Origin of the sequence: Paenibacillus sp. FSL H8-0168, assembly GCF_038592955.1 — a bacterium.
Classification (GTDB): Bacteria; Bacillota; Bacilli; order Paenibacillales; family Paenibacillaceae; genus Paenibacillus; species Paenibacillus polymyxa_B.
Genome location: NZ_CP151948.1, coordinates 1,172,661 through 1,199,649, shown reverse-complemented (window position 1 = coordinate 1,199,649; position 26,989 = coordinate 1,172,661). Strand labels below are relative to the sequence as shown.

Genomic DNA, 26,989 nt, shown 5'->3' with positions numbered 1-26,989 from the left:
ACCAACCGTAATGATGCAATAAACAAATTCACATCAGAATGAAAAGTGGAAATGTAGCAGACTTAGGTAAGCTGCTCATGTTTGTAACCCCCTTCAACCATTTACACTATGTAACCCTTTACTATGTGTAAACTATACTAGTTGAAATAGGGCTATTGTAAAAAAAATACAGACCTATTGAGCCTAGCTATTGGGCTCCTGTTTTGCAAACTCCTGTAACATGCCTCTTATTTGTTCTACCAATTTAGCAGGAGCTTTCTTGGGTGAACCCGTGTCAAACGGAGGCTGAGGATCGTATTCCAAAATCAGCTGGACTCCTTTACTCATGTCTTCTCCCAATTCCCAAGCTATTAACTGGAGTGCCATATCAATACCAGAGGAGACACCGGCTGCTGTAACCATTTTGCCCTGACGAACCACTCTCTCATCTGTTGGAATGGCTCCAAGAGATTGGAGCAGGTCTAAGGAACCCCAATGACTGGTGGCTACGGTTCCATTTAACAAGCCTGCTGCGCTCAAAATCAAAGAGCCGTTACAAACCGACGTGGTCCATTTTGTAGTTTCATGTATTTGGCGAATCCAATTTAACGTTTCTTCGTCATTCATTGGGGTTTTATAATTTGGCGGACTGCATCCAGGAACAACAAGAATATCAGCTGAACTAACTTCAGAAAAGCTGTAATCGGCATGCAAATAACCCATATTTGAGTCCAGCTTGATTAACCCTTTTTTCTTAGCGACAAACTTCACTTCACATTTCAGTGTAGCAGCAAATACATCGTATGGACCCATTGCATCTAATGCCGTAATTCCATCGAAAAGCATGATTGCGATTTTCATGATGATCTCTCCTTTGAAGTGGAATTTTATTCTTGCATACCCATACTAACATACATATACGGGGTATGGGTATATTTGATGATGTAATAAAACTTTAATAGTAGGTACCTGTAAAAAGGTATACTTAAAAAGGACCACCCCGGGGTAGCCCTTTTTAAGTATACCTGCAAAGCTGTTAATCGCGAGCCGCTTAAGAGCTTTGCTTTCTCAACTGACCATAATATAAATCACTGTAAAAGCCTTTGTGAGCCAGCAGTTCATCATGAGAACCCTGCTCCTCCAGACGGCCATCCTTCAAGACCAGAATCCGGTCAGCCTGACGAATGGTATTCAGCCGATGCGCGATGACGAAACTTGTTCGACCCTGCATGAGCCGCTCCAGTCCTTCTTGTATCTTCATCTCGGTAATGGTGTCGATGCTGCTGGTTGCCTCGTCAAGTACAAGGATGGAAGGGTTGGCCAAAATAGCACGGGCAATAGCCAACAGTTGTTTTTGCCCTTGACTGATGCCACTGCCGTTCGCTTCCAGCACCTTGTCGTATCCGTCCTTCATCCGCATGATAAAGGAATGGGCGTTGGCCAGTTTCGATGCTTGTTCAACCTCCTCATCGGTGGCGTCCAGTCTGCCGAAGCGGATATTTTCACGAATCGTCCCCTGAAACAGGAAGGAGTCCTGTAGCACAAATGCCATGCGAGAGCGCAAGCTTTCACGCTGTATGGTGGTGATATCGCGTCCGTCCACCGTAATCGTTCCCTTGTCGGGGCTATAAAATCTGGAAAGGAGCTGGATCAGTGTCGTTTTTCCTGCCCCGGTCGGGCCGACTAGTGCGATCATTTCACCAGGTTTGACTTCAAAAGAGATACCTTCCAGCGTAGCGCTTCCCTCATCATAACCGAAGGAAACATCCGTAAACCGCACCGCCCCCTCCACATGCGCTACCTCCACTGCGCTGCGTTCATCCTTGGACTCTTCATCTTCATCCAATATTTCAAATACACGCTCAGCTCCGGCAATGGCGGACAGCAGGGTGTTCCACTGGTTAGCCAAATCATTCAGCGGTCTGGTGAACTGGCGGGCATATTCTACGAATACAATAATTGTACCTATAGTGATGGAGCCGCGAATGGCCAAAATCCCACCGATCCCCGCTACAATAGCAAAGCTGAGATTATTCAGTCCGTTCATCAGCTTCGGTATAAAGCCTGAAATCGTTTGTGCCCAGAAACCCGATAGCCGAATACGGTCATTACGCTCGCCAAAACCACGGACGACTCTCTTTTCCTGCGAAAATGCTTTAATAATTTGCTGCCCAGACAGTGTTTCTTCGATGTATCCGTTCAGTTCGCCCAAATTCTTCTGGCGTTCCTTATATAAGGGCCCGGTGCGACGTGTAATCCAGCGCATCCCGGCAGCCATTAGCGGCACCACGATAAAGGTCAGCAGGGTCATCAGCGGGCTTAACCACAGCATCACCGTGAGTGTACCGATTAGCGTCAATATGCTTGAAAAAATCTGAATGGCGGAACTGTTCAGCGTAGAACTGACATTTTCAATATCATTGGTCAGACGGCTCATAATCTCTCCCTGCTGACGTTTGCCGTAGAAAGGAATCGGTAGTCGATGCAAATGTGAAAACAGATCGAAACGCATGCGGTACACCGTCTCTTGGGCAATCTCGATCATCCAGATATTTTGCAGCCAGGAGGTCAGCGAGTTGAGCAGATATACAGCTCCTAATCCGATGAGAAAATAAATCCACGTGCGTCCACCCGGACCTTCGAGAAAATCATCTACCGCTACGCCGACCAGATATGGACCCAGCAGAGCCAGCCCGGAGCTGAGTAGTACCATGAACAGTACCAGCATCAGTTTGGCCTTACGGCGGGCCAGATAAGCCCATATCCGTCCTAATGTGCCAGACCAATTCTTCGCTTTGGCCTTGCGGCGTCCTTCAGCTCCCGCCGGATTTCGCAGCACACCGGACGGCGGTGTAGGCTGACGGAACGGTTCAATGAGTTCCTTAAACATGCGACTCCTCCTTTCCATATTGTGATTCATAGATACGCCGATACAGATCCGAACTATCCATGAGATGCTCATGGCTTCCACTTGCCATCAGGCGACCCTCATCCAGCAGTAAAATCTGATTTGCCGATGCGGTCGAGCTGATCTTCTGCGTAATGAGAAATGTCGTGCAGGACAGACCATCGAGTGCATTCAGTAGTGCTGCTTCTGTCCCTACATCCAGCGCACTTGTGCTGTCGTCCAAAATCAGCACTGCCGGCTGGCGCACCAGTGCGCGGGCAATCGAAAGCCGCTGTTTCTGTCCCCCAGACAGATTGACGCCACGTTGCCCGAGCATCGTGTCATAGCCTTGCGGCAAGCGTTCAATCATATTATGAATTTGCGCCATGCGTGCGGCTTCCTTAATTTGCTCCAGGCTGGCATTCTCCAGCCCCCAAGCAATATTATCCCGAATCGAGCCGGTGAATAGCAGTACCTCCTGAGGGACATAGCCAATCGCCTCTCGTAATATGGACGCGTCCAGTTCACGAGCGTCCTTTCCGTCAAAGCGCACATGACCTTCATCTTCTTCATACAGACGTGTAATCAACTGAACAAGTGAGGATTTGCCCGAGCCAGTGGCCCCCATAATAGCTATCCGCTCGCCTGATCGCGCCTTAAAAGATATATCCTTTAGTACAGCTAAATCACTGCCCGGATAATGAAAGCTCACCCGGTCCATTTCCACCTGTCCCTCAATCCGTGTATGATGCGTTGAAACAAGCTCCAGCTCTTGCCTATCTTCATTAGATGTTTCCAATACCTCTCGAATCCGCCCGGTAGATGCAGTTGCCCGGGAAAATACAACAACGATACCTGATAAGGCAGACAAGGCTCCAATCGTCCGCAGTGAATAATTGACGACTGCAACCACCTGTCCTACACTGGCATCCCCAGTGGAAATTTGGCCGCGTCCGAACCAAAGTACTGCAATAATCCCTGCATTCATCGTAAACAAAATGAACGGCATCGTCGTTTCTGTCCAGCGCAAAGCGGACACCGTCCCTTTCATCAATTCGCCTCCGTAATGGGCAAAACGTTCGATTTCATGCCGCATCCGCACAAAAACCCGGATGAGTCGGATGCCTGTCAGATTCTCCTGAATCACTCCGTTAACGTCATCCAGGCGACGCTGGACACCCTTAAATAAAGTGACCGTTCGCCGCATCATCACCAGCACAAACACGAACAGCACCGGGGCCATAACGGCCAATAGCAGCCCAAGCCTGAAATGTACAACCAGTGCCATCACAATACTGCCGATGACTACAAGCGGAACCCGTGTCATAAACCGCAGGCTCATAAACACCGTATCCTGTACTTGCGTGACATCCCCGGTCAGGCGCGTAATCAGCGACGAAGTAGCAAAACGTTTAAACACAGGATACGAAAAAGATTGCACTTTACGGTACAACTTTTCCCGCAAATCATAGCCGAAGCCCTGACTTGCATGTGAAGCAAAAAAAGAGCTGGATATCCCCGCCATAAAAGCGATAACGGCACTCCCCACCAGTACACTGCCCCATAACCAGACGACGGACAAATCCTGCTGTCGGATGCCCTCGTCAATGATTTTAGAGATCAAATATGGCTGCGATAGCTCTACCGTCAATTCCAGCAACATCATCACGAGCGCTGCGATGGCTGGAACTCGATATTTTTTTAGAAAAGAAAACATCATTCCCACAAGCATTCCTCCAATTGCCCATAGCCGTCCTTCCAGATCAGCGTGTAATGGTTATAAGATTCGAACCTGTCTGCTGTAAAACCATATATACGCACTTTATACAGCACTATATTTTATTATACCCTTCTGAACGGCTTCGTTTAACCAGCAAATTTGGAGACTCGGGTTGTGAAATTAAAAGATATACAAGAAAGCGTTCCAGTCACGGTCACACTTACCGGACGGGAACGCCTTTTCGGTTATTTCGGCAGCTCTGCCGGATAATACTGCAGCCAGCGCCTTAAATCCGCGCTATGGATGACACGCTTGGGATCTTCACCGACTAGGCGAAGTCGCTCTAGCACAAACTTGATTTCACCGGAGCCCGCCTCGATTCCTTCCTGCTCCAGCATATATTGAACTGCACTTCTGCCCGAATGCTTGCCGAGTACGAACGAATGGTCAGTGCCCAGCTCGGTTGGATCAAGGGCCTGATAGGCGGCGCGCTCCTTTAGCAGACCGTTGATATGTATGCCGGATTCATGGGCGAATACCAAGTCTCCCACAATTGGCTTGCCTTCGGGAACGATTCGGTTGGAGGCTTTAGACACCAGTGCAGCCAGCGGGTTCAGCAGTTCGGGACGGACGCTGCAGGTTCCTTGATATAGGTCCCTCCACGACATCACCACCTCCTCCAGCGCCGTATTACCTGCCCTTTCCCCAAGGCCCGACACTGTGGTACTGGCCCAGACAGCTCCCGCCTGCAAAGCTGCCAGGGTATTGGCAAGCGCTAGGCCATAATCATTATGACAGTGAATCTCAAGCTCCACATCCTGCGGCACGCGCGATATAAGCCTGTCTATACGGGCAGCTATCGCAGCGGGATGGTGAACAGACAGCGTATCGGCATATCTGAAGCGCCGGATGCCATCCCTGTAGAGCTGATTCGCCAACTGCTCAAGGAACAGGTCATCTGCCCTTGAAGCATCCTCAAAGCCTACGGAAACAGTCAATCCTTTACACTGACCGTAATCGACAGACTTGCGGATCAGCTCTGTCACCTGCTCAGGATTCATACCCAGCTTGGACTTCATCTGCACCGTCGACACGGGAACCGAAATATGGGCCCAGCCGACGCCTGTCGATTCAGCTGCATCAATATCCGTGAACACCGCGCGATTCCAGGTCATTAGCTTCATCTGAAGTCCGAGAGCAGCAATCCTGGCAATAGACCTGCACTCCGCCTTTCCCATTGCCGGAATTCCGATCTCAGCCTGCTCCACCCCCGCCGAGTCCAGCATGATGGCAATTTCAGTTTTCTCCTCGGCCGAAAAGGCAACGCCCGGAGCCTGTTCTCCGTCACGAAGTGTCGTATCACAAATATGCAACTGACTCATCTATATCCCCTCCCGTTCCGCAGCAAGGGCAACACGGGTTGCGTTTGACTGCTATAGTGCAGCTACTCATATCCAGCACATTCATACGGTACATACGGTCAGTGAACAAATTGCCCGCATCTGTAATCCATTTGACCGCTTCCAATGCAGCCATACAGCCAATCAAACCCGAGGTGGCTCCCAGAACCGGGAATCCCAGAGGCTCCCAAGGCTGTCCGCCTTCCGGGTAGAGACATTCCAGGCATGCCGTCCTACCGGAATCAATGGTCATCAATGATACTTCATAGGCGTACATGGCCGCTTCTATCATCGGTCTGCCATGTCGAACACATAGTCTGTTCAGCGCATATCTTTCCGGAAAGTCATACCGTGCATCAATCACGATATCCGCCGCTTCTACCCATGGTCCAGAGGATTCTTCCGTGATTCTGTGGGCGTGGCCCTCAAGTTGGGTCTCTGGGTTAATACGATGCAAATGCTGCAATGCCGTCTCCATCCGTTCCTCCCCGATTCGTCCGCTGTCCATCAGCACCTGCCGGTTCATATCAGGTAGATGGATTAAGCCCTCATGGGCCAATATCAGCTTCCCCACTCCGGCAGCGGCTAGGTACATGGCCGCTGTTCCTCCCAATCCTCCGATGCCTGCGACCATAACAGTAGCTTGCTTTAGCTTGTTCTGACCTTCCACTCCCAGCAGCTTCAACTGGCGTCCGTATCTACTGTCTTCCAGCAGCTGTACCATTCGTCCACCCCTCCATGTGCGGCTCCCGCCTTTAAGATATTCGGTCCGCAGGATCTTGACACCATATCTGGTTGTTCTTCGGTTATTCTTCCTTACTGAAGACTCATGGTCCGGCTTTGCCGCTGCCCTCCTCAGCATGCAGGATTTTGGCAAGCCACATGGGCGGATTGCGAGCCAGCATATTCTGGAGACGCTGGACCTGCTCCTCAATGGTGCTGCCGAAGGCCACCTTCACAGGCATAATGGTCCGTTTGGTAACCTGTGCGGCGGCCGAAGCGCCGATTTGTACCAGAAAGATCAAGGCACAATCCTCAATCAGGCCAATTCGGCTGGCGATCTTACCCGCTTCGTTCTCATCGCTTCCCTGGGCTATCCGCCGATGCTCCAGGAACTGGACGCCTGAGTGCCGGATTTCGAATACAGTGAACATAGGACTCTGCCCAAAATGAGCATTCACAAGCACACCGTCTTCTGTCGCAAATGCAACCTTCATCCTCCCCTCCCCCTCTCGGCAAGCAATACATTGCCTACTTTGTTCACCCACTCCATGGTTCCACGGTATCCGACGCTTACGGATGTGTGGGCGCCCAGCTCGTCATACACCGGCAAGCCTGCCGGCACGAATGAGGCGCCAGCCCGTGCCGCTCCCTTTCTTCCATGCGAATTGCTGATCCACAAATCAACGCCCTGCGCGCTCTCCTCTGCATCATCCAGATCACCGATCCAGACTTCCCGTTCTGTCTTTTGCAGCGCAGGCGTGCTGCAGGGTGTAATTAGCCGTTTCAGTTCCACTCCCATCTCCTCCAGCCAGGCTGCGGTCGACAGCATATGATCCGGTTCTAGCGCCACTACAGCGGAAGCGCCGGAATAATAGAAATGGGCATCCAGCATGCTGTCCAACAGATTTTCACGCTGCCAGCGGAAGCGAACAGGGGCTGGCTCGCGGCTGATTTTCTGCAGAAAATGTATGAATGCATCGCTCGCGGCCAAGCCAGACAGACCCGTGAACAAGTGGTAGGGAATGCCTGCGGCATGAGTCAGCCTGCGCGCCGGACGCTCCATGCTCGCGCCAATGGCAATGGTGCAGGAAGACTCCAGCATCTGGCAGGCTGAATCCAGCGGAGTCCCCCCTCTCGTCAAAGGGGAAAAACCTGTCAGCAGGTGACCGGACAAGGAAGTGGAGATATCGGGGAGTGTAATAACCTCTAGGCCGAAGGAAGCAATAATATCCTTGATTTCCATGACATCTCCGGCAGTCAGATAAGAAGCCGGCAGCAGATTGACCTGCGTCCGGCGCTGTTTTTTGGGGGACTTGCCTCCGGCTAACCCGAGTACGGCATCCATTAGCGACTCTACTGTACTGCTGTAGCCCGTCTCCAGAGAGCCGTGAAAATCAGGCAGCGATACAGAAAACAGCAGACTGTCCTTCAAGGCCCGTTCTCGCTTGAACGCCTTTACTCTAGACTGAAAATCAACGCCTGCCACCTCAGTGAGGGCCGTGCTGATAACGCCGATGGCATCTGGATGGTGTTTGGACCAGATATGATCCAGCGCCTCCTCCAGATTCCGGTCTCCATCAAATATAACGTCCATCTCTTGCAGCGCAGAGGTCTGAACGGCAATCGGCTCTCGAAAATGGCGAGTCAGCAGCGCCTTGGAGAAGGCCGAGCAGCCCTGAGCGCCGTGCAGCAAAGGCATTGAGCGATACATCCCCTGCAGAGCCAGCACGCCGCCCAAAGGCTGTCCTACCTTGAGCGGGTTGACACTGACAGGCTTCGTGGCGGATTTAATCGGCAAATTCCGTCTCCTCCTCCCATGGAGCCAATTTGGCGGTCAGTTCCCATACCGGATGCTGTAGCGTATGCACAAGCTGTTTCGCCAGAGATAACAGCCCGTCATAGCCCGCATAGGCTTTGTGCCGTTCTTGATTGATGTCCACAAAAGGAATTTGTTCCTTAAGCGCCATATACATGTTCCGGCCCCCGGCAATGACCATGTCTGCCTTGCGGCTCCGTACGGTCTTGAGAATCTGCCGGGCGCCGCCTTCCGGGATGTATTCCGCATCATCTCCGATACGGTCAGCAATCCGGGATACATCCTCGGCAGTGCTTTTGTTCGTGCCTACACCAACCACCTTAATGCCCAGCTCCTGCAAAGCCGTAATGACAGACCAGCTCTTTACACCCCCGGTATAGAGCACTGCCCGCTTTCCTTTCAGCTGCTTGCGGTAGGGCTCCAGCTCCAGCGATAGCCTCATTTCCTCCCGTGCAGCCAGCTTATCCACCCGTCGCTCCACATCACGATCTCCGGTCAGGTAAGCCATCTGTCGCAAGGAATAACTCGTCTCCTTTGCTCCATAAAATGAACCTTCAAAATAAGGAATGCCGTATTTACGCTCCATTTGGACTGCCAGACCCAGCAAAGCCCGGCTGCATACGACCATATTGGCCTTGGCACGATGCGCCCATCCCACCTCACGGAACCGACCGTCTCCGGTAATTCGGGACAGGATACTCATTCCCGCCTGCTGCATCAGCCGCTCGATATGCCACATCTCGCCGGCAATATTGTATTCCCCAATAAGATTAATATCATGGGAGGTTGTCTGTTCCGGCTCGGTGCTGCCGATAATATGCTGGAACAGCACGTCTCCGGCCAGCCGGGTCCCGAGATTCTTGCTGCCCACAAATCCCGGGCTGTTCACCGGAATGATCGGCGTTCCCAGCTGCTCCGATTCAGCCTTGCAAACTCCCTCGATATCTTCACCGGTGAGGGCTGTGACGCATGTGGTATAGACAAATACAGCGGGAGGAGCAAAGCGGCTGACAATGTAGCGGATCGATTCATGCAGCTTTTGTTCACTACCAAAAATGATGTCCTGTTCTCCAAGATCAGTAGTGAAGCCATACGCCGACAGCTCCGGGCCGCTGGACAGGCTGCCTCTGCTCTCCCAGCTATTGCCGAGACACGCAATCGGCCCGTGCACTAGATGAGCCGCATCTGCAATGGGGATCAGTGTAATCTGGGCCCCGTCAAAGGAGCAGCCACCCGAAGCCTCCCCCGGCACAGGCCGGGGACAGGGCGTGCTTTTGGGAATTTTGTTGCCGCAGGATACCTCCAGCCTTCCGTTAGACACAGCCGGCTCCATCCGCACAACCCCCTTATTTCAGATAGAATCCATTGAAATCACAAGCCAAGCTGTCAACTTCCATCTACGCGATACAGCAATTAGCGCACCAGATCAAAGCTATGATCCGGAGCCTGCTCCTCCATGACATCCAGTACGGTATTCACGAATTGGGTAAGCAGATTGAGCGCACCCTGGTAGCCGATAATCGGATAACGATGCAGATGATGCCTGTCGAAGATCGGAAAGCCCACACGGAGCAAAGGAATTTTCGCCTCTTTGGCCGCGAACTTCAGATGGGAGCTGCCAATAGCCAGGTCTACTGGGTCCTGGAACAGCAGCGAACGCATATGCCACAAATCCTGACCGGAATGAACCGTGGCTTCTGCACCGTAAGGGCTGGACTTTAGCAGAAGCTCTGCTTCCTTCTCAAATTTCCGGTCCCCATTGGAGCAAACAATATGCACCGGCTCCATGCCCAGCTCCAGACAAAAGCCAATCAGGCCGATGAGCATATCCGGGTCTCCCGCCATAGCCACCCGTTTGCCGTGCAGATAAGCATGCGAATCCATCATGGCATCCACAATTCGGGCGCGCTCCTGCTTCAATGCCTCGGGAATTTCTCTTCCAGACAGGCGGCTAATCTCCTCAAGCAACCGATCTGTAGCCCGGATGCCCAGCGGTGTGGAGATGGAGGACACCTGCTGCCCCCAGGTTTGCTTCATATAACCTAATGTTTTACGAAGAGAGTACTGCTGGATCGCCAACGTGCCTGCAGCATCTGCGGCCTTGGGCACATCCTCAAGCGGCGTTCCCCCGTAATAGTAGCTGTACTCTCCAGTAGCCCCTGAATCAAAATTACTACTGTGGTCACCCAGAATGGTATACGTAGCGCCGAACATCCCCAGCATGCGCCGCATTTCCGCAAAATTGCCTGTATACCCGTCAAACCCGAGCAGTACATTCAGCTTCAATTCATGACCAGACTGCGGCGTCCGGCCTGACTTGTTATACAGCGTCTCCAGCACAGAGCGCAGCATGGCGTCATAGCCTGTAATATGTGAACCGGAGAAGCTGGGGGTATTGGCAAAAGGAACCGGCACATCCTCGGGAAGGGCTCCCTCCTGACGGGCATTGGCCAGGAAGGCAGACAGATCATCCCCGATCACCTCTGCCATACAGGTCGTGCATACCGCAATCATCTCCGGCTGATACAAGGCAATGCAGTTCTCTATACCGTCAATGAGGTTGCGCATGCCGCCGAATACGGCGGCATCCTCGGTCATCGAGGTGGAGACGGCAGGAACTGGCTCTTTGAAGTGGCGGGCAAGATGGCTGCGGAAATAAGCCGTACAGCCCTGTGAGCCATGAATGAACGGGAGCGTTTTTTCGAAGCCCAGCGCAGCCATAACCGCTCCCAGCGGCTGACAAGCCTTGGCCGGGTTCACGACTACAGATGTACGAGCGAAATTCTTATCCTTGTATTCCTTGGTCTTGGTGTACTCTAGGGTGGCGGTAACCTCCTCTGGCGAGCAAGGGGCCTCGAAGGCCCGTTTCTCCTCACGCTGGCGCACATATTTATCCTGCCGAAACAGCTGATTGTGATCGACAATGTTCAGACGCTCGCTCATACCGGCACCTCCGCAGTCTGCCGGGACGGCAGCAGGCTCCATACTGGACTGTTTATGGTCATATCCATATCACGCGCAAAAATCTTAAAGCCGTCAAAACCATGATAAGGCCCGCTGTAATCCCAAGAGTGCATTTGACGGAAGGGAATGCCCATTTTGTGATACACGTATTTCTCCTTGACTCCGGCGCCCATTAAGTCAATATTCAGCCGCTGGGCCAATTCTTCCAGTTCATATGCCGTTGGATCATCGTACAAAACAGTGCCTTCCTTTACATCGGGAAACGTCTTTTCGTAATCATCCTTATGGGCAAATTCATAGCCTGTAGCCACAATTTCCATACCCAGATCCTCATAGGCACCAATGGTATGCCTTGCCCGCAGTCCGCCAATCAGAAGCATCACCTTTTTGCCTTCCAGACGTGGGCGGTATTTACGGATGACCGCCTCCATCTGCGGCATATATTGGGCGATGACCTGCTCACATTTTTCCTGAATCGTCTCGTCAAAGCGGGCAGCAATCGCTCTGAGGCTCTCCATCGTCTTCGTCGGGCCAAAGAAGTTATATTCCATCCAGGGAATTCCGTATTCCTGCTCCATCGTTGTGCACATATAATTCATGGAACGATGACAATGGATCAGATTGAGCTTGGATTTATGGGCAATCCCCAGCTCATTGATCGTACCATCACCCGACCACTGCGCTATGACCCGCAGTCCCATTTCCTCCAGCAAAATGCGTGAGGCCCAGGCATCACCGCCGATATTGTAGTCCCCGATAATGGAGACATCATAAGGCCCAGACTCCTTCAGCTCGCGGCGCCCCATCAGAAAATCGCGGATAGCATCATTGGCAATGTGATGGCCCAGAGACTGACTCACCCCACGAAAGCCTTCACAGCGTACAGGAATGACCGGAATGCCCAGCTCCTCTGTCATCTTCTTAGCCACGGCCCCGATATCATCACCAATCAGTCCGACCGGACATTCAGATTGTACGGAGATGCCCTTAGCCAGCGGGAACATCTCCTTAATTTCCCGGCAGATCACCTCCAACTTCTTATCTCCGCCGAACACGATATCCTTTTCCTGAAAATTGCTTGTAATCTGCATGGCGGTAAAATTATCGATGCCCAATACCCCATTCGCATAATTGCGTCGGGTACCCCAACTGTATTGCCCGCAGCCGATGGGACCATGGCTAATGTGCACCATGTCTTTAATCGGGCCCCATACCACACCCTTGGAGCCTGCATAAGCACAGCCCCTTGCTGTCATAACGCCGGGCCGTGATTTCATGTTGGACTTAATGGAACAGGTTCCGCAGTTCACAAGCTCCTCATCCGCGATCTCAAAATGCTTGGTCCGGTCCTTCTTGGCCTTCTTGGGATATACCTCCAGTATCTCCTCTACGATCTGCTTTCCCTTATCCACAATACTGCTCATTTGGCCTATTCCTCCCTCCTGCGAGCTACGCGTTCAGCTCCCCCCATCATCACACGTTGGTTCCGTCATTAAGCCTTCTAGCTGGAGCCTACTGCCCGGACGCCTCAGCTTTGTTAATTGCGGTTTCTTCATCCTCAATAATGCCGAATTCCATCAACAGATCCTCCAGATCTTCCATGGAAATGGGAGTCGGAACCGTTAGCATATCGTTATTCAAAATCTTACCTGCCAGCTCTTCATACTCCGCAGCCTGCTTATGTTCCGGGTTATATTGGGTAACGGTCATACGGCGCAGCTCAGCGTGCTGCACGACATTGTCACGCGGCAAAAAGTGGATCATCTGCGTGTTCAGTCTTCTTGCAAGCTCTGTAATCAATTCCGCTTCCAGGTCCGTATTCCGGCTGTTGCAGATTAAGCCGCCCAAACGCACCCCGCCGCTGTTGGCATACTTCAATATCCCGCGCGCAATATTGTTGGCAGCGTACATAGCCATCATCTCGCCTGAGCATACAATGTAGATTTCCTGAGCCTTCTTCTCCCGGATCGGCATGGCGAAGCCCCCGCATACAACGTCCCCCAGTACATCGTAGGAAACAAAATCCAGCCCTTCGTAGGCCCCCTCTTCCTCCAGAAAATTAATGGCTGTGATGATGCCGCGTCCTGCACAGCCGACACCAGGCTCTGGCCCGCCGCATTCCACGTTCAGAATGTCACCGAAGCCCTTTTGGACAACATCCTCCAGCTCCAAATCCTCTACCGTGCCCCTTTCAGCAGCCAGATGTAGCACTGTCTGTTGGGCCTTCGTATTCAGAATAAGACGGGTGGAGTCTGCCTTGGGATCACAGCCTACGATCATAATTTTTTGTTTGAATTTGGTCGCGAGCTGAGCCAGTGTATTCTGCGAGGTTGTCGATTTGCCGATACCGCCTTTACCGTAAAACGCAATTTGTCTCATATTTTCTCAGCCTCCAAAATGTTCAATGGGTAAATCCGAATGATTGCCCTTAACTCCCTTATTGCGCTTACTTCCCTTATTGCTCTGCACAGGATACATATAACGCAGAAATTTTACATATTCCAGAACGGATTCCTCAATATCCCCGCCGCATACAATAGGCAGCACGCCAGCATCCTGCAATGCCTCTTTGGGGGCTTCGCCTATGCCGGACGACAGCAGCAATGCACAGTCATGCACCATGGAAAGGATCTCCTTCATCGTCTCGACCTTGTCTCCATTGCAATCGGCTTTCCCATGGCAGTAGGATTGCACCTTACGAATGCCTATGAAATTTACGATAGTCCCGTCGCTTTCATAGATCATGAATTCCTTGGCACGACCGAAATGCTGATTCACCTTCCCTCCGCCACGACTGGCCACAGCGATTAGGACTGGCTTTGAGGTAAAGCTTGCTTCAGGCTTATCCTCCGATAACGGGCAGCTACATCCAACCCCGGTTGACGTTTTTTTGTGGTGCGATTGTCCCTCCTTGCGTTCCATTCTCACTCTCACCTTCTCATCCAGTTCTTTCTGAAATTGTGCCCTTGCCTCTTCATCCATGGGAGGAGCAGCCCCAATGTTCTCCCATGTAAAATCCTGATTGCGATCCTCGCCCAGCAGTCCAATCGCATCCGCCCTGCACTGACGGCAATGGCGCATAATGACAGCTCCCGCCTCAGCACATTGCTCCTGCAGCTGCCGGACCAGACGGGGACGGGGGGCCCGCATCCCTTCATGCTCATACCGACTGCCGGGTGCGATGATGAGCGGCATAATGTTGTGCAGTACCGCGCCGTGCTCCTTGACCACCCTGGCTACCTCTGGCAGATGGGCATCATTGACTTCGGGAATCAGCACCGAGTTTACCTTGCACAATACGCCTCTCGAAGCCAGCATCTTCAAGCCTGCCAGCTGGCGGTCAATCAACAGCCGCGCGGCCTCCTCTCCTGCATAGCGTTTTCCTTCATCGTAGACCCATCCATAAATGCGGCTCCCCACCACTGGATCTACAGCATTGATCGTGATCGTGACATGCGAAATACCCAACTCTACAATCCTGTCGATATGCCTGATCAAGGTAAGGCCATTCGTGCTGAGACAGAATATGACATCCTTAACTGTCTCACGGACCCGGCGGAAGGTATCGAAGGTTGCCTCCGCATTGGCCAGCGGATCTCCAGGTCCCGCAATGCCGACAACGGACAGTTGCATCAGCTGTGCCGCTACGCCATAGGTCTTGTTCGCCGCCTGCTCCGGCGTGAGCAGTTCACTAACAACGCCGGGACGGCTTTCATTGACGCAATCGAATTTGCGGTTGCAATAATGGCACTGAATATTGCATGCCGGGGCTACTGGAAGATGAATGCGCGCAAAATAGCGATGTGCCTCTTCGTTATAACAGGGATGTCGTCTAAGGGTGTCCAATGCTAAGGGGGTTTCCGAGAGATCAGCTAAAGAGTCCATTCATTCCCTCCTCTCTACGTTATATTCCCTTACACAATTCTCTGTTTTTGTCTGGAATATAATTACATCTTAGAGACAGGGACAAATACAGTCAATTCGCTTCTCCATGAAATCCCTGACATTTATCCTCAATTCACATATGTGTCAAATTTTACGTCAAGTAATATATCGTACACTTTACATGTGTGCGGTTACATTTCATATTCTCAATAACATCAAGACGTAAAAAAAGAGAGTCCGTAAATACGGCTCTCCTTTTGAGACAAGAAATTTCATTATATATTTTGGGAAATAGTCTCCGCTTATCATTCCTTCACATCTATTTCCGTCCCATCGACTTTCGTTCCATCGACTTCTTTTTCATCTACCTCTGCTGCCTTTGCCTCATCCACCTCTGCTGCCTCTACTTCATCCGCTTCGTCACTGCTCTCTTCCTCCATTAAGGCTTTTGGCGTGTAGAGCTTGGGAATCGGCACATTCGCCCAATCCATATCGGATGCAAAATAAAAGCTCGTGTAGGACGGCTGGTTATACCCGGTATTTTGACGTGCCACATCCGTGCGATACTGCGAATCATGCATCAACGTGTACAATTTATGCGTCGTAGGTTCTGTGCTCAGATAGATACGGATTGCTGAGCTATCCGCTGTACGGACGAGCATTTCCTCGCGCCAATCACCGAAAATGTCGGCTACCAGCGATGGCGTTCCTTTCGTATAGTTGTTCGTTTTGGTTCCAGTGGCGGTCAACAATGTACCTCGTTTCCAATCCTCAATGGTTGGGGTTACATCAATTGCGCCGTTTACGATTTGTGTGGTCATATCAGCTGCCCATTTGATACTCATATTGGTACCGGGTATCTTCGTATCCAGCTGTTTACCCGCTGCGGTCCACAGGCCTATGGCCCACGTCTCCAGACCTCGCTGATCCGGGTCGATGTCACCGACCATTCCCCGACCTGTATCCTTGCCGGAATATGCGCCGTAAATGATTTCACCTGTTTTGGCATCCCGCAAAGAATAGCCATATGGAGCGTAAGTGCCACCTTCATGTACCATAAAGATTTCTTTGCCGGGGCGATCCGGGTCAATATCGGTTACATGCAGCGCATCGCCATGTCCCAATCTGGCGGTTTGACCCGGAGTTGCGCTTTCAGGAGGCATGACATCAAATGAGCTGTACAACAGGCTGCCATCATGGTCAATCGTGGCGGAACCGTATACGATTTCGTCCTTGCCGTCACCGTCCACATCCACCACGCTCAAAGAATGCGCTCCCTGTGTGGTCAAGGTGCCAAATTTCGGGTCCGTTCCATCACGCCCATGCGGACCATCGTTAAATGGATTGGTCATTGGTGTCCAGCCACTGTCCACCATCCAATGTTTTTGGAGATGGCGGCCATCCCATGTGTAGGTGGCCAAGGTGGAACGCGTATAATAGCCGCGTGCAAATACGGCGTACGGCTTGCGTCCGTCCAGGTAAGCCACACCTGCCAGGAAGCGGTCTACACGGTTGGCGGGTTCAATTCGGGTCATAGCGTAGTCGCCCCACATGAGGCCATCGTCATGACGCTCCGGCTCATAGCGGATGGTATCCAGCTCAGCACCCGTTTTCCCCTTGAAAATCGTTAAATACTCCGGTCCATCGACAATAAAGCCCTCGAACTCTCTCAGCTTGTTTTTGTCGCTCCGTGATGGTGCATATACATCCATAAAGTAGTCTGTCAGGCTTTCCGCATCCTTTCGGGATAACGGATAACTGTACTTCGGAGCGATGCCAAAGCATTCCTCCAGCGTAGCAGGCCATTGTCCCTTGACCACTTCTTCATGCTTCGTCCAGTTCATGAACATGTTCACCACATGCTCATAATAATCCGAGCGACTCAAACGGTAATCGTCCTCATGTGTAATCCCTGCTTTGCGATCCTCACGTGGCAGAGTAATATACTTTTCTTTTTTCGGCTTGCCCTTCTTATCAAAAGAAATCGTTTTGGTCCCTGGAGCCGTTTTGAACATCAGCTCGGCTTTACCATCGCCGTCAAAATCGTACACCATCATTTGTGTATAATGTGCACCTGATCGAATATTCACGCCCAGATCAATCCGATACAATAGCTTACCTTCGGCCGTATATGCATCGACATACGTATTACCCGTATACCCCTTCTGAGATACATCCTTGGAGTTCGACGGGTCCCATTTTACAAAAAATTCATATTGCCCGTCTCCGTCCACATCCCCCACACTCATATCGTTGGCCGAATAAGTATAGGATTCACCTGCGGGTGTTACACCATCGGCAGGCTTTTGGAGAGGAAGTTCATAGTAACCCTGTTGCCATGGCTTCACTTTGGTGCTACGATCCTTTTCTTTGCCTATTACGACTGAAGCTACTCTGTACACCGCATTTCCGGTTCCTTCCTTATCCACATAGTTGGTGCTGTCGGTCACCGTCGCGATCTTCTTACCGTCACGGTATACGTTAAAGTCCGCTCCTGTCAGTCCCGTTGGACCGTAACCGTTCACTTCTTGAGCCAATAACCGCCAGCTTAAAAATACCCCCTCCTGCGTCACCGCAGCTACCAGTCCGCGATCCAGCTTTTCCAGCTGAATGCTGCCGCTACGGTTCTGTTCTACTGCAATTGCTGATTCCGCCTGCAGTGTGGGTTCGGATAAGTCTTCCGCAGCCACTCCTCCAGTCGTCCCCGTCATCGCCAGCATCGCTGCCAACGCGGCGGTCAAGCTTCCCTTTCGCCATGCGCCTTTCCCTCGAGCCATTCAGGTCGTCCTCCTCAATTGTATTGTGATGACAAGCTAATACCTGAAATGATTGCGCTTACATAAATTAAATTTCCTTACTATTATAGTTTTGCCGTTCCCCCAAACGCGTTTAAATATCCGAGGATTTCTCTACACAAATCCGTGTTGTTGTCCGTTTCAATTGAAATGTCCCCATTAGCCCGCTACTAACGGTCCATTTTTGAACCGACTATGTTAGTTGAAGTGAACATATCCGAATATCATAAGATGATAAAATGGACGAGCTGTGATCAAAACATACATACCTATCAAGGTTTCACAAAAATGATGTCACAAAACGGCCCGTTGCGATTGTTATATAGACATAAATACAAGGAGGTGAGCTCTTGCAGGCAACCATCCCCGGGGATCAACAGGATAAACACAGCCAGATCGAGCTGGCCGTAGAACGCGTCAAGGCTGGTGAACAGCAGGCTTACGAAATCATTATTCGACAATTCGAGCGGCAGATGTACACCTACTGCTTCTATATTTTGAAGAATCATGAAGCCACAGAGGACGCGGTTCAGGACATATTCATCAGAGCCTATGAGCATCTTCATCAATACAGCAGACAGACCAGCTTCTCGGCATGGCTATACAAGATGGCCTATCATCACTTAATGAACATCAAAAGGAAACACAGCCGCTGGCTCAAACTGGTTCAGCAGGTCAAGGAACAAAAGTCAATCGCTCAGGTATCCCTTCATAAAAGTGTTATTGAAGAACTGTTGACTTATCTTACACCAGAAGAGCGTCATATTCTGCTACTGAAGGCTGTTGAGCAATACAGCTTTGAGGAGATTAGCAACATTATGGGTTTAAAGTCAGCAACCATCCGTAAAAAATACGAGCGGCTTCGGCGCAAGCTGCTGGACCAGAGAAGCAAAGGAGGACTTGTTAATGGACAAACATCCAACACCACCTTATGAGCGCGAAATGGACCAGTTGGAGAATTGGATCAATGAATCAGTCATGCCCAGAGGCAGTATGAGTGATCAAATTATGAAGGAGATTGAAAAAAGAGCCATGCAAAGAAAGACGACGAAATCGAAATTTGCAAAACGGGCTGTTCTGGCGGCATCCGTAGTTGGCATATTAGGGACAGGAGTGGTAGGCGCCGGATTTGTATCACCCACGATGGCGGCCACACTCAAGCAAATTCCCGGAATTGGCAGTATTTTTTATGGATTGAGCTCGGATGAAATTCAGACTGCTGTAGATAAGGGCATTCTCAGTCATCCTAATGAAAGTGTGACTCATGACGGAATTACGCTGACATTAAGCGATGTTCTGTATGACGGTACACGCCTGTCTTTCTCCATTGAGCGTCAAGGCGAGAATATGCCGGAAACCTCTATGAATCCTTATATACCTATGGATGCCAAAACTGAAAATAGCGATGACGAATGGGTAAAGGCACATAAAGTGCCTGAGAAGGATCAGCTTAAGGGCTACCTTAAACGTCCAGAAGTACTGATAAATGACAAAAAAGTGGACTCTCAGCGATTCATGTTTGGGGATGATCCACGCAAAAATAATTCAGTTATAGGGGAATACATGCAGTTGGACTCCCTGCCAGATGAGTTTGATTTGACGGTCAGAACTTCAGTTACAGGTGTTGACGGGTCGTATGAATTTAAGGTTCCGGTAAAAGTGGACAACACCATGATTGCCGTTCAGCCGAATGAGACAAAGACCAGTGGCAGCTTCAGTTATACCGTGAAGGAACTGAACTCCACCTCAACAACGACTCGTCTAGTGCTGGACAGTACAGGTGAAGTGCCTGCTTCCCCGGAGCAAACGGGAGAGTATGCGCCAACGATGATGTATTACGATATTGTGGATGATCAGGGCAACGTTATTGAGCAACGCCAATTCGGTTATTTCTACAGTAAGCCTAGAACAAAATACCATGTGGATGAGCTGTATAATGCACTTAAGCCAAATACAAAATACGTGACGATTAAGCCTTTCACCTTGACCGTCAAGCCGGCTGATTGGAGTATTGTCGGTGAAGGCATGGGATCTGACGGCAAGCATAAAAGAGGAGATAAAACGTACATCAAGGAACTCGAAATGAAGATTCCCCTGAATAACTAATTAGAAATGATTCAAAAATACAGAAATTTCGCATAACACAAACTTCCGTGGAAGGAGCATATTATCCAATGCAACAGACAAACTTAAAATTTACATTTCTAAAACAAGTATTACTTACAGCATCGGCTTTCGCAATATTGGGAACGGGAGCAGCATTACCAAAATTTATGTCCTCCATTGCAGTAGCCGCTAGTAATACGAAACCCGTACAAGCCGCTTCTTCCAAGATGAGTCTGACGCAAAACGGGGTTACACTGAAACTCGGCGATGTGTCCTATGATGGCAAAAGCCTGTCCTTCTCCATCGAACGGGAAGGCAAAAATTTGCCTAAGGAGGTCTTAAGTCCGTATATTCCAATGGACGCCAAAATAACTAATAAAAGTCTCAAAAAGCGCATGGTTCCTGAAAAAGGGCTATATCAAAATACCTGGGGTTCTGATAGAAGGGAACAAACTGAAAAGTTTTGGCATGTTTGGGGATAAAATATCCAAAAAAAATACGATAGAAGCTATATACAGTAAGCTGGATTCACTTCCAGACAGCTTTGAAATGACCGTCCAGGTAGGCGTTACCGGAATCAGCAAACCTTTTGAATTCAAAGTCCCTGTCAAAAAAGTCAACAAAGGTTCCTGAGAATCATGCCGAAGTGCTGATCAGCGGGAACAGACAGACCTTCAGTGATTCATGTACAGTGATGCTCCACATGAAAAGAATTCAGTCACGGGAGAGCTCTACGCAGTGAGGCTCTCCTGTACAACACCATGAGTGTTATATAGACGAATCAGACAAGGCAAAGTCGCCGTGATATTCAATGTATAGATTGGATATCACGGCTTCCGGAGAGGAGATATTCTAAAGTGCAACAGACAAACTCAAAATCCACATTTCTAAAACGGGTATTACTTACAACGTCGGCTTTCGCGATATTGGGATCAGGGGCAGCGATGCCAATATTCATCTCCCCCATTGCAGCAGCAGCTACTGATGCAAAATCTGCGCAAGCCGCTTCTTCCAATCTGAGCCTGACGCAGGACGGGGTTACGCTGAAGCTTGGCGATGTGTTCTATGATGGCACACGCTTGTCCTTCTCCATCGAACGGGAAGGCAAAAATTTGCCTGAGGGAGTCATGAGCCCATATATGCCAATAAACCTCAAAGAAACCAATGAAAAATTCAAAAAGCGCATGGTTCCTGAGAAAGATCAGAAGAAGGGCTATATCAAGACCCCCGAGGTTCTGGTAGACGGGAACAAATTGAAAAGCATCCATTCCATGTTTGGAGACAAAGTATCTCAAAAGAATGCCGTAGAAGCTGAATACAATCAGTTGGGTGCACTTCCAGACGAGTTTGAAATGACGATCCAGGTAGGGGTTACCGGAATCAGCAAGCCTTTTGAGTTTAAAGTCCCTGTTAAAAAGGACGGTAATATGGTGAGTATCAAGCCGAATAAAACCCAAAAGAGTGGGAAATTCAGTTACACAGTCAAACAGCTCGATATTACCTCCCGTACAACCCGGCTGGTGCTGGATAGCGAAGGTCAAGTGCCTGCGTCTGCCAAGCAGACAGGAAAATACGCTCCATCCATGATGTATTATGACATTGTAGATGATCAGGGGAAAACGCTTCAGCAACGGAGAGTCGGCTTCTCAAATAGCAAGCCTAAAACGAAGTATCATATGGATGAGCTGTACAGTACTGTAGGCAGCAAACCCCAATATGTGACGATCAAACCGTATACATTTACAGTCGATCCCTCAAATTGGAGTATTGTCGGTCAAGGCAAGGGAGCTGACGGGAAATTTAAAAACGGCAATAAAACATACATTAAGGAACTCGAAATGAAGATTCCCGTGCCAGCCCAATAACATCAATGCAAGAAGCGAGCAAGCCTGAATGATTATCCAGGCTTGCTCGCTTTGTCTACTTTACACTAAGCCTTTCCTTCCTGGGTTTACTTTACTGGTTCTACTGGTTCTACTGGTTCTACTGGTTCTACTGGTTCTACAAGTATCAGAGTGGTCTCAATTATTGGCTCCCACTGCACCCGCACCAGCAAGCTTAAAAAATAGAAAAATATATGAATACTATTACAGTAGCTTGTAAGTTTGTACAATATCGTTAAGGAAAGGTTTAGGCTATCCTTAATCTGTATATATCCCAATTAGTGAGGGACAAATGAACTCAAATCGTCTCGGCTGGACTGATCTGTATGATAAAACACGACATCCCCGTCCTGTAAATGAAAGGTATGCCCGTACGGGTCTTTTATCTCTCGGCGGTAACCCTCCAGTTGCCACTGGTTCAGTAGCGGGCCATTTATATACTGTAAATGCGGATGCTCAGCGTCCCCCTGACGCAGTGACTCCACATTAAAGCGGACGACGATAAAGCCCGTTTTCTTGAATATATCTGTATGCTCGTTTAGCTCCTGACGGCGACTGACCTCGCGCAAATCCGTGCCTTTGGTGACTGCGTACACATCAGCAGGCAGGCTATATTCACCATACCAGCGCTGAATCGACGCATTAGCGCGATCTACGTTAACCCCATCCGGCAGTTCTGTCTTTGGACCGATTAAAGTACGCACAGCCGCAGGCAGCACCAGCCAGTCGTAGCGTCCAACCCAGGTCTTGCTGCGTGCAATACGGTGGGCATACAGGGAAACATAACGTTCCAGTGTCAACTGGCTTTGCTGTGCTTCACTCAGCTCATGCTTGTATTGGTAGGCTGCCGCGTCCTGCATTTCCTCCATCGGCACATTGCGTAGCCGTTCATTCAAAATAACATAGCGCTTTTCCCGATCCTCCGCCGATCCCAAACGGATAAATTTTCGACTGCCGGAATGTGTATACAGATCTACCTCTTCCCGCTGTAGCCCATCTTTGCTCACCCAATAGAACGATGGCGTGATGCGAATACCGTCCTTGGCGCTAAACATATTGCCTTTGGTCTTGAGGTCAAACTTGAAATGATAACCTGTCTTGACCGCCACATTTGCATAACCTTCATATGGGTGACTGCCGGGGCGAACGGGCAAGGTGAATGGCTCCGGGTTCCCTCTAGTCAACCCATCAATATTGCCAAGCCCCGTCCAATAGGACAGGCCGCTATGCGTTGGACTTCCTTTTCGCTGCCGAAATACCCGCTCCCAATGGTAATCGGCAATATCCGTGATATGAAAATCGTACATCCGTCCGATGACCTCTATATTTACCACATCATTGGCAACATGGTGGGCGATATCCGTGTTGGCATGGTGCTGTTCGGTGAACCCGTCCGGTGCATTTTCGGCAATGGTACGGAACTCTACTGTATAGTTGCCTTCATCCACCCATACGGGCAAATAAAAGTCTGTGTCGAGCTGCAGCACCGGAATGTCGATCCAGGTACCTCGTGGATAAAATAGTGTCTTTCCTTTGTCGTACACATCGAACGGAAATCGCACCTGCTTGGTTCGTACATATTTGGCATACTCCCGATCACTATAGCCAGGAATGTCCAAATGCGGACCTGCTGTCGAGATCGTCACCCGGAAAGGGCGCTCCAAAATAAGCGCGGATCGTCCCTTCGTAGGTTGGGTTTTCTGATTATGAGCAGCATCGTCCGACACACTAGACAGATTCACTACGGGAGTGTGGACAGTCACTGTATTGATTCCCTGTATCGGGAACGTTTTATCCGCACCTCCATTGATATTTCCCTTGAGAATAGCGTAAGTGATGTCACCGCTGCTGGGCGTATTGGGTTTATTGATCTTGTGCTTTTCAATCATATGGCCCGGGCTGTACAGGATATCCGACCCGATTTTTACGGGTTCAGGGATTTTGCCAGGAGTCGGCCCCTTTTCCTTGACACGCTGGTGGTCCATGATCGTTTGACCGTTGAATTTCACAGTATCGTTTTCCACTTCCACGTCTGGTGTAGCCTTCTGGGCCACAGGCTCCAGTGATCTTTGTTCATTGGGCACCTTCGGCATACTCTTGCCGCCATAAATATAAAGTGAACCCCCATCGACGATGCCCGGAGAAGGAGCCGGATAGTATTTTCCGTTGGTCGCTGATTCTACAGACGGCGGCGTGTAATTCCGTGGTGGAATCGTAATACTACCTCCCGGCAGTGCATAGTTGCGTAGCTGCGCGTTCTTGATACCGTACACCTCAAGGTTGTCGATCACCCAGTAGGAGTACGGTTTCACAATTTCGTATTTGTAATACTCCACAACCTTCATGTGCCGGGTATCGTTGATATCTTCCCATTCCAGATCATACGTGCGCTTCAGCTTGACGTTGTAGGTGCACTCGCCTTTGAGCTGTTGGTAGGTGTTTTGAAACAGGTAATTCCGGGCCAGCACGTTTCCGTACAGGCTTTCAGAAGTTGGAATACCCTTGGCTACATCAAAACGTGACGCGCCTCGCTGATCGGCTTTAATAACGGCAGATACTGTCGGGTCCAATTCGGCAGTTTCCAAGCGCAGACCTGGAACGGGGCGGGAGCAGACAACACCTTTTGTTGGCTGTTCATTATCTTGGCAATCTGAGGGTGCTCCCTCTTGGCTTTCTCCAGGCTTAGGACAGCCCTGAGCTTCTTTGTAATACAAATAAGCGGTAAACTGCTCAAAAGAACCGTCATAGGTAAATCCGGGTACAATTCCCGGCAAAATATCTCCGCTTGGCGGTTTACCTGTCGTGCTTTTCTTATAACCCACATACTCATATTTCGGGTTGGTTGGCGGGGTAAAATCATACGGTTGATCAGCTTTTAGTTCATCTTCTATTGGTGTAAATACGTTGTTAAGCGCTTTTCCATCAGTGGTAAAATGCTTGACGATCAGACCACTCTCCAGTTCGATCTTGAATAGAATGGGTTGGTAGATGCGCCAGGCTTCTACTTCCTTTGCGCAGGTGGGACAACTCTCCTCTTTTATATTTTTAGCTTGAACCATCGCATTCAGCCTTATATTTACAGTAATCGGAATTACGGTGGTATCCGAACCAAGCCCCTGTTTCTGGAAGGGACGAACATCCTTCTTATAATCCGTGCCTCTACTAATCGCGTAGGCGTACTCATCGTAGCTATCGGAACGGGATTGCTGAAAATATTCCGGGTGGCTCAAATTATCTGCTTTTGTATACAAGCTAGCTGCAACATTCTTGATTTTACGGCCCGGAAAATTAAACTTGTAAGTAAATTTGGCTTCACCCTGCATGTTTTTGTCAGGCTCTTTGCCGTCTGTGACCCACTGGCCAGCGGTATTTTTCCACATGTCATAGTACATCATACCAACAAAGTAGCGATCATTCTTATCTGCAAAATAGGACAGTGGTGTAATTTCTGTATCAGCTGCAGCCTTGTCCGTGGGATATGAAAAAGGCGGGAGCTGCAAGAATAGCAGTACCCCCACCAGCAATACGATCAGTATGCGCTGTGTCTTCTTCATGTGGTTAATTACCTTTCCACGGGTTGACCATCATTGGGATATATTCTCTTGAAGATAACCCAAATGCAATATACTCGATGTCTTGCAGTTTGAAGGATTTGTAATTTTTAATGCCTTGAAAGAGTTCATCACCAGACGAATAAATTGGGTAATAGACCATCTTTGTACCATCTCCGTTATCTTGCATCAAGTCATCCATCGGAAAGCGCACACGTGCATCTTTGTTCTTCGTCAAATAAAATAGGCTCCCTGCTGTAGTAGACTTCGTTTTCACCCTCATACGCAGGTAAGGAACCCCCTTCGGAGATGTGTAAGGTTCAACTGAATAAATATCCCGAAGCAGCTTAACAGGCAGGTCAGATTGCTTGAAGATCACTACTTTGTCGTATGGCTTACCTGCAACATCGTTTATGAGGTTCGGTACAGTGTTAATTGCTTTCTTGTACGGATTAATACTAACTGGTTGCAGGCCCTTAGTCTCCAGCGCAGCAATTTCCTTCTTCCCAATCCAGACCCAGCGGCTGACCTTATCCCACTCTACCGTTTGCCCCAGGCCCTCACTTACCAACCGCAGCGGCACAAAAGTACGGTTTTGCTTCAAAATAATCTTTGTCTCATACGTTTTGGTCTGCCCATCCACGGTAGCGGTGTTTTGACCCACTGTCATGTTAACGGCATGTGCATCATTTTTAATCGACACAGCCAATTGACCGCCTGTTTTCTCCCAGCCCACCTTAGCCCCCAAGGCCTCGGATACAAAACGAATCGGAACCATCACATAATCGTTACTATCCTGAAAAGGTTTGGCATCTGGAAACTGTATTTTTTTCGCGTTTAACAAGACTTCAATGGGTTTGGTGCTGCTTGCTGCCTCCGTCGTTGGAATCGTACTTATCGCCCCCCATAGCAACGTGACTGCGGTCAAACTCAACATCCATTTTTTCATACTCATCTCTCTATCCCCTTTGTCAGCTTAAACTTTAAACTATGTATATCATCTCTAATCTCATAAACTTATCGCATCCCCACTTCCGGAAAATACTGGATACAACTTATATATTATAGAGTTTCCCTATTACAAAATCTATAAGAAAAGCTTCTAATATAAAGTATTCCAAAAAATAGACTCTATTGAGCAATCCCTCCCCCTAAATCATAGAACTGACTCTTTAAAAAAGTTATATTTCCGCAAAATATCAACAAAAAAGGGCTGCCTCTCCCCTATGAAGGAAGAAACAGCCCGTGTGCTTCACGCGCAATAAAACTATGGATATATC

Annotated in this window: 19 protein-coding genes; 4 read left to right on the top strand and 15 right to left on the bottom strand. The window is 49.6% G+C overall.

The window, feature by feature from the left end; translation table 11 throughout:
* Window positions 1–183: 183 nt before the first annotated feature.
* The 13 genes from MHI21_RS05490 to MHI21_RS05430 form a co-directional block, all read right to left on the bottom strand.
* Window positions 184–840: a DJ-1/PfpI family protein gene (locus MHI21_RS05490; protein WP_342419607.1), complete on the bottom strand. Its 657-nt coding sequence runs from the start codon at window positions 838–840 to the stop codon at window positions 184–186.
* Between the two features lie 190 nt (window positions 841–1,030).
* Window positions 1,031–2,869, bottom strand: a complete 1,839-nt coding sequence (locus MHI21_RS05485) for an ABC transporter ATP-binding protein (protein ID WP_342419606.1) — start codon at window positions 2,867–2,869, stop codon at window positions 1,031–1,033.
* Window positions 2,862–4,586 (bottom strand): ABC transporter ATP-binding protein, encoded by a 1,725-nt coding sequence (locus MHI21_RS05480; protein WP_342420181.1) that lies wholly within the window; start codon window positions 4,584–4,586, stop codon window positions 2,862–2,864. Before MHI21_RS05480 ends, MHI21_RS05485 begins: the two co-directional genes overlap by 8 nt.
* A 245-nt stretch (window positions 4,587–4,831) precedes the next feature.
* Window positions 4,832–5,968, bottom strand: a complete 1,137-nt coding sequence (locus MHI21_RS05475) for a homocysteine methyltransferase (RefSeq protein WP_341162124.1) — start codon at window positions 5,966–5,968, stop codon at window positions 4,832–4,834.
* Window positions 5,946–6,710, bottom strand: coding sequence for a HesA/MoeB/ThiF family protein (locus MHI21_RS05470; protein ID WP_342419605.1), 765 nt, complete (start codon window positions 6,708–6,710; stop codon window positions 5,946–5,948). Before MHI21_RS05470 ends, MHI21_RS05475 begins: the two co-directional genes overlap by 23 nt.
* A gap of 103 nt (window positions 6,711–6,813) precedes the next feature.
* Window positions 6,814–7,203 carry a NifB/NifX family molybdenum-iron cluster-binding protein gene (locus MHI21_RS05465; protein WP_341162126.1) on the bottom strand — a complete coding sequence of 130 codons (390 nt, stop codon included), beginning with the start codon at window positions 7,201–7,203 and terminating at the stop codon, window positions 6,814–6,816.
* Window positions 7,200–8,507: a nitrogenase iron-molybdenum cofactor biosynthesis protein NifN gene (nifN, locus tag MHI21_RS05460; RefSeq protein WP_341162127.1), complete on the bottom strand. Its 1,308-nt coding sequence runs from the start codon at window positions 8,505–8,507 to the stop codon at window positions 7,200–7,202. Before nifN ends, MHI21_RS05465 begins: the two co-directional genes overlap by 4 nt.
* The gene (gene nifE / locus MHI21_RS05455) at window positions 8,497–9,858 is read right to left on the bottom strand and encodes a nitrogenase iron-molybdenum cofactor biosynthesis protein NifE (protein ID WP_165176633.1); all 1,362 of its coding nucleotides are present in this window, start codon (window positions 9,856–9,858) and stop codon (window positions 8,497–8,499) included. Before nifE ends, nifN begins: the two co-directional genes overlap by 11 nt.
* An 80-nt stretch (window positions 9,859–9,938) precedes the next feature.
* The gene (gene nifK / locus MHI21_RS05450; protein WP_341162128.1) at window positions 9,939–11,468 is read right to left on the bottom strand and encodes a nitrogenase molybdenum-iron protein subunit beta; all 1,530 of its coding nucleotides are present in this window, start codon (window positions 11,466–11,468) and stop codon (window positions 9,939–9,941) included.
* Window positions 11,465–12,913: a nitrogenase molybdenum-iron protein alpha chain gene (gene nifD, locus MHI21_RS05445; protein ID WP_165176636.1), complete on the bottom strand. Its 1,449-nt coding sequence runs from the start codon at window positions 12,911–12,913 to the stop codon at window positions 11,465–11,467. The genes nifK and nifD overlap by 4 nt, the downstream gene beginning before the upstream one ends.
* A gap of 88 nt (window positions 12,914–13,001) precedes the next feature.
* Window positions 13,002–13,868, bottom strand: a complete 867-nt coding sequence (gene nifH / locus MHI21_RS05440; RefSeq protein WP_023987270.1) for a nitrogenase iron protein — start codon at window positions 13,866–13,868, stop codon at window positions 13,002–13,004.
* Window positions 13,869–13,874: 6 nt separating this feature from the next.
* A complete protein-coding gene (gene nifB, locus MHI21_RS05435) occupies window positions 13,875–15,374 on the bottom strand; it encodes a nitrogenase cofactor biosynthesis protein NifB (protein WP_342419604.1) in 1,500 nt (499 codons plus the stop codon).
* Between the two features lie 305 nt (window positions 15,375–15,679).
* On the bottom strand, window positions 15,680–18,151 hold the full coding sequence (locus MHI21_RS05430) for a rhamnogalacturonan lyase (RefSeq protein WP_342419603.1): 2,472 nt from the start codon (window positions 18,149–18,151) through the stop codon (window positions 15,680–15,682).
* Window positions 18,152–18,519: 368 nt separating this feature from the next.
* On the opposite strand from MHI21_RS05430, the gene MHI21_RS05425 reads away from it, so the two are divergent.
* The 4 genes from MHI21_RS05425 (at window position 18,520) to MHI21_RS05410 (ending at window position 22,140) form a co-directional block, all read left to right on the top strand.
* Window positions 18,520–19,104, top strand: coding sequence for a sigma-70 family RNA polymerase sigma factor (locus MHI21_RS05425; RefSeq protein WP_342419602.1), 585 nt, complete (start codon window positions 18,520–18,522; stop codon window positions 19,102–19,104).
* Window positions 19,076–20,275 carry a DUF4179 domain-containing protein gene (locus MHI21_RS05420; protein ID WP_342419601.1) on the top strand — a complete coding sequence of 400 codons (1,200 nt, stop codon included), beginning with the start codon at window positions 19,076–19,078 and terminating at the stop codon, window positions 20,273–20,275. The genes MHI21_RS05425 and MHI21_RS05420 overlap by 29 nt, the downstream gene beginning before the upstream one ends.
* A 68-nt stretch (window positions 20,276–20,343) precedes the next feature.
* The gene (locus tag MHI21_RS05415) at window positions 20,344–20,757 is read left to right on the top strand and encodes a hypothetical protein (RefSeq protein ID WP_341162132.1); all 414 of its coding nucleotides are present in this window, start codon (window positions 20,344–20,346) and stop codon (window positions 20,755–20,757) included.
* 375 nt (window positions 20,758–21,132) lie between these two features.
* The gene (locus MHI21_RS05410; protein ID WP_342419600.1) at window positions 21,133–22,140 is read left to right on the top strand and encodes a DUF5643 domain-containing protein; all 1,008 of its coding nucleotides are present in this window, start codon (window positions 21,133–21,135) and stop codon (window positions 22,138–22,140) included.
* Between the two features lie 296 nt (window positions 22,141–22,436).
* Here MHI21_RS05410 and MHI21_RS05405 read toward each other — a convergent pair whose 3' ends face one another.
* Both MHI21_RS05405 and MHI21_RS05400 read right to left on the bottom strand, forming a co-directional pair.
* A complete protein-coding gene (locus tag MHI21_RS05405; RefSeq protein ID WP_342419599.1) occupies window positions 22,437–25,712 on the bottom strand; it encodes a DUF5704 domain-containing protein in 3,276 nt (1,091 codons plus the stop codon).
* 4 nt (window positions 25,713–25,716) lie between these two features.
* Window positions 25,717–26,664 (bottom strand): stalk domain-containing protein, encoded by a 948-nt coding sequence (locus MHI21_RS05400; protein ID WP_342419598.1) that lies wholly within the window; start codon window positions 26,662–26,664, stop codon window positions 25,717–25,719.
* Between the last annotated feature and the right edge of the window lie 325 nt (window positions 26,665–26,989).

Excerpts from the sequence above, each read along its gene's own strand:
- MHI21_RS05490 (WP_342419607.1), bottom strand. The coding sequence starts at position 840 with ATGAAAATCGCAATCATGCTTTTCGATGGAATTACGGCATTAGATGCA.
- MHI21_RS05485 (WP_342419606.1), bottom strand. The coding sequence starts at position 2,869 with ATGTTTAAGGAACTCATTGAACCGTTCCGTCAGCCTACACCGCCGTCC.
- MHI21_RS05480 (WP_342420181.1), bottom strand. The coding sequence starts at position 4,586 with ATGATGTTTTCTTTTCTAAAAAAATATCGAGTTCCAGCCATCGCAGCG.
- MHI21_RS05475 (WP_341162124.1), bottom strand. The coding sequence starts at position 5,968 with ATGAGTCAGTTGCATATTTGTGATACGACACTTCGTGACGGAGAACAG.
- MHI21_RS05470 (WP_342419605.1), bottom strand. The coding sequence starts at position 6,710 with ATGGTACAGCTGCTGGAAGACAGTAGATACGGACGCCAGTTGAAGCTG.
- MHI21_RS05465 (WP_341162126.1), bottom strand. The coding sequence starts at position 7,203 with ATGAAGGTTGCATTTGCGACAGAAGACGGTGTGCTTGTGAATGCTCAT.
- nifE (WP_165176633.1), bottom strand. The coding sequence starts at position 9,858 with ATGGAGCCGGCTGTGTCTAACGGAAGGCTGGAGGTATCCTGCGGCAAC.
- nifK (WP_341162128.1), bottom strand. The coding sequence starts at position 11,468 with ATGAGCGAGCGTCTGAACATTGTCGATCACAATCAGCTGTTTCGGCAG.
- nifD (WP_165176636.1), bottom strand. The coding sequence starts at position 12,913 with ATGAGCAGTATTGTGGATAAGGGAAAGCAGATCGTAGAGGAGATACTG.
- nifH (WP_023987270.1), bottom strand. The coding sequence starts at position 13,868 with ATGAGACAAATTGCGTTTTACGGTAAAGGCGGTATCGGCAAATCGACA.
- nifB (WP_342419604.1), bottom strand. The coding sequence starts at position 15,374 with ATGGACTCTTTAGCTGATCTCTCGGAAACCCCCTTAGCATTGGACACC.
- MHI21_RS05430 (WP_342419603.1), bottom strand. The coding sequence starts at position 18,151 with ATGGCTCGAGGGAAAGGCGCATGGCGAAAGGGAAGCTTGACCGCCGCG.
- MHI21_RS05420 (WP_342419601.1), top strand. The coding sequence starts at position 19,076 with ATGGACAAACATCCAACACCACCTTATGAGCGCGAAATGGACCAGTTG.
- MHI21_RS05415 (WP_341162132.1), top strand. The coding sequence starts at position 20,344 with ATGCAACAGACAAACTTAAAATTTACATTTCTAAAACAAGTATTACTT.
- MHI21_RS05405 (WP_342419599.1), bottom strand. The coding sequence starts at position 25,712 with ATGAAGAAGACACAGCGCATACTGATCGTATTGCTGGTGGGGGTACTG.
- MHI21_RS05400 (WP_342419598.1), bottom strand. The coding sequence starts at position 26,664 with ATGAGTATGAAAAAATGGATGTTGAGTTTGACCGCAGTCACGTTGCTA.